At 66.7% G+C, this 3560-nt stretch carries 4 protein-coding genes; 3 read left to right on the top strand and 1 reads right to left on the bottom strand.

The genetic code is table 11. The annotated features are described in order from the left end of the window. The coding region (locus V6M49_RS05365; RefSeq protein ID WP_332760455.1) for an HNH endonuclease signature motif containing protein at nucleotides 1-1206 on the top strand (1206 nt) is incomplete at its 5' end. A gap of 92 nt (nucleotides 1207-1298) precedes the next feature. Here the strand turns inward: V6M49_RS05365 and V6M49_RS05360 are convergent. After that, nucleotides 1299-2006, bottom strand: a complete 708-nt coding sequence (locus V6M49_RS05360; RefSeq protein ID WP_332760453.1) for a GNAT family N-acetyltransferase — start codon at nucleotides 2004-2006, stop codon at nucleotides 1299-1301. 382 nt (nucleotides 2007-2388) lie between these two features. Between V6M49_RS05360 and V6M49_RS05355 the strand changes: the two genes are divergently transcribed. Together V6M49_RS05355 and V6M49_RS05350 are read left to right on the top strand one after the other, a co-directional pair. Beyond that, complete coding sequence (locus V6M49_RS05355) at nucleotides 2389-3243, top strand: IclR family transcriptional regulator (RefSeq protein ID WP_442959696.1); 855 nt, start codon at nucleotides 2389-2391, stop codon at nucleotides 3241-3243. A 185-nt stretch (nucleotides 3244-3428) separates the two neighbouring features. Continuing rightward, a partial coding sequence (locus V6M49_RS05350) for a hypothetical protein (protein WP_332760456.1) occupies nucleotides 3429-3560 on the top strand: 132 nt, incomplete at its 3' end.

Genomic DNA, 3560 nt, shown 5'->3' with positions numbered 1-3560 from the left:
CGGGCCGCCGGCGCCCTGCTCGCCGAGGCGCACTCCCTGACCACTGCCCTGCCTTTGACGTTGTCCGCGTTGCAGGCCGGGACGATTTCGTGGCAGCACGCCCGGATCATGGTCGACGAAACCACCAACCTCGACCCCGCCGGGGCGCAGGCGTTAGAGGCGCATTTCCTGGACCCCCACGTGGTGAATCCGGCACGTGGCTTCGCCGGTGAGCTCATCCCCGGAAGGTTCCGGCACAAGGCACGGACCTGGCGGGAACGCCACCACCCGGTCAGCATCGAAAAACGCCACATCAAGAGCGCAGCCGACCGGCGCCTGGAATACGCCCCGGACCGCGACGGCATGGCCTGGCTCTCCGCCTACCTCCCCGCCGATCAGGCCGCGGGGATCTGGGACCGCGCCACCACCGCAGCCCGCGCCCTCCAAGGACCGGACGAAGACCGGAACCTCAGCCAGCTCCGCGCTGACACCGTCGCCGCCTGGCTTCTCGGCAACAACATCACCGGCAGCGGAACCGGCGATGAGGGTAGGGAAAAGAGCGGCGGCGCGACCGGCGAAACGAGCGACCAAGAGACCGGGGGCATCGCTGTGAGCGGCGGCGTTCCATCCCCACGGGCACAGGTGTTGATCACCGTCCCGGTCATGGCGCTGCTCGGCCTCACCGACGAACCCGCCATGCTCGACGGATACGGCCCGATCCCACCATCCATGGCCCGCCAGCTCATCGCCGACGGCGCCGAATCCTTCCACCGCGTCCTCATCGACCCCCGCGACGGAGCACCCCTGGAAATCGGCAGAACCAGCTACCGGCTCACCAAAGCCCAACGCCAATGGCTGCGGTTACGGGACGGGAAGTGCCCGTTCCCCGGCTGCAGCAACCACTCCCTCGACAACGAAGCAGACCACCTCCTCGCCTGGGCCCACGGCGGCACCACCGGCATTTCAAATCTCGGCCAACCCTGCCACAAACACCACAGACTCAGACACACCACAGCCTGGCAACCCACACCAGCCACAAAGAACGAACCACCCGGCTGGATATCACCCACCGGACGCCACTACCAAAGCGAACACCCCGACTGGGAACCACCCCACTGGCCGCCGGAGCTTCTCGAAGAGCTCAGACTTCAACACGTTGGCGCGGTTTCTCCGGACCTGCCCGTCGACTCATCGCTGCCCAATGGCCAGCTGCAGGATCATCAGTGAAAGAAGGTACCTTCCCAGATTGGGCGCTGGTTTGAGTCACGGGAGCGCAGTTGGTGGTGCAGCATGACATTTCGTCCTCGCGGGGGCGGGCTCTATCCAGCTGCTCCAGGGCTATCGCCCCTCACAGGAGGAGTCCACACAAACGGAGTGGTGGTGGTGATTGCCCTGAACCCCAACCTTCGCAGGATCGGCTCACTGTCAGCAGACGCGTCCACCTGCAGATATTTCACTCCACGGGCGGCCGCCACCTGGGCGCGTGCGGAAACCAGAGCCTTATAGATCCCGCGCCCGCGCCATGCAGGCAAAGTTGACCCGCCCCACAAACCGGCGAAGTCCGTGTCCGGATTGATCTCCAGCCAGGCCGCCGACACCACTTCGCCCGAGGCCTCCGCTACGAAGACCACCAGGTTTTCCGGGTCAGCGGCGAGCCGGTGATGCAGGTCAGAGGCCACCCAGCTGTAATCAGCGCCCCACACCACGGACTTCATGCGCGCAATCCGCTCCAGGTCGCCACGTTCTGAGACTGGCCTCACACGGATGCCTTCGGGGACCGCCGGATCACCGGCCATCGCTGCCGTCTCACCCACCAGGACGGTCTCGCGGTCTTCCGGTGCGAAGCCCGCGGCCAGAAGCCGGGACTCAATATCAACCGGGAGGTCATGCGCCCGTATCGTCCACTCGACGGCTTCCCCGCGGCCGGCAAAGTAGTCACGCTGCTCGACGATCAGTCTGTCGAGCATTCCGCCCTCCACGCCGGCATCACGAGCCGACTCGATGAAGCCCCGCCGCTGTCCGGTCACGCGAAGCAGGGGGCCTAGCAGTTGATACTCGTGGCCTGCCGGAACCGCTGGCGGAACCAGTCGGCGGAGCTGGGAATCGTACGCGCAAGAATATCGCTGGTTGAGGCCATACGCTTCAGCCTACGACCAGCTCCGACGACCAGCGGCTCCGGCCCACGCCTCCGGCCACGCAGCCGGACCCGATCCAGCTGCCCCGGCGGGCCAGGGCGGGCCCGAGCGGCCGGGAAGCCAGCCTAAGCCCAAACAACTCCGGACCGACCCGCATCGAAGGCAAGTGTCTGGCATCCCGGACACCGGCCGTGTTTTGATGGCAGTGAGGGGACCGGTCGTAGGCGCAAGGTTAAGTACGGGATCCCGGACATGGCCGGAAGCCCCGCGAGAAATGACGGAGGGCACAGTGGAGTCGAGTGCAGTGTTGCCGAACACGGAAGCCAGGCCAGAGGCGGGCACTGAACCAAGGGCAACGTCCAAAGTCCCCGCCGCCGAGAACACCCTGCGTATCCTCAAGCTGCTGGCCTCCAAACGGGGGCCGATGGCGGCGTCGAGCATTGCAACATCCTTGGGGTTGCCGCGCTCCAGCGTCTACCACCTCTTGGGGGTGATGGAGGCGAACGGTTTTGTCCTTCACCTGCACGAGGAGCAGCGCTACGGGCTGGGCATCAGTGCCTTCGAGCTGAGCTCGGCGTATTCGCGGCAGGAACCGCTGTCCCGCCTGGGCCGGCCGCTGCTGGCGTCGCTGGTGGACGTCATCGGTGAGAGCGCGCACCTGGCCGTGCTCCACGGCCGCGACGTGCTCTACATCGTGGAGGAACGGGCCAAGAACCGCCCCTCCCTGGTGACCGACGTCGGCGTCCGGCTTCCCAGCCACCTCACCGCCAGCGGCCGCGCCATTCTCGCCGCACTGCCCAAGTCGCAGGTCCGGGCGCTTTACCCGAATGCCGAGGCCTTCACCGCCCGGCATGAGGTGGAGGGCGCCATCATGAAGTACTCCGCGCTGTCCTCGCACCTGGACCAAGTGAGGCAGCGCGGCTACGCCACCGAACATGGCGAGGTGACGCCCGGCTTCGGCTCGATCGCCGCCGCTGTCACGGACCACGTGGGATGGCCGACGGCGGCAGTCGCCGTCACGTTCCTCGAGGACAAACTGCCGGCGGACCAATGGCCGGCGCTCGCCGCGCGGGTCCAGAAAGTAGCGGACGAACTCTCCGTCCGCATCCACGGCCGCCCTGCCAAGTAGTGCTGCCCGCCGTCGGCTGGCTCTGCCTCCCCGACGGTCCGACAGGAACCCGCAGCAGTCTGGAATCCCGGACACCACCCCTCCGAAAGCCCTGTCCGGCCCCGCCCGGAACGGCTTTAGTTGATACAGAACCTCTTCCCAACACCGCGAACCTCATACTCGCCCAGAACACAAAGGAGCCCCTCATGGCACCCGCCGATTTCACTACCGGTGCCCGCCCGGTCAAAGCTGCCCGCGGCACCGAGCTCACCGCCAAGAGCTGGCAGACAGAAGCCCCGCTGCGGATGCTGATGAACAACCTGGACCCCGAGGTCGCG

It is taken from the genome of Pseudarthrobacter sp., from assembly GCF_036675385.1.
GTDB lineage: Bacteria > Actinomycetota > Actinomycetes > Actinomycetales > Micrococcaceae > Arthrobacter.
The sequence above is the reverse complement of the archived record's forward strand: the minus strand, read 5'-3'. Positions and strand labels throughout refer to the sequence as shown.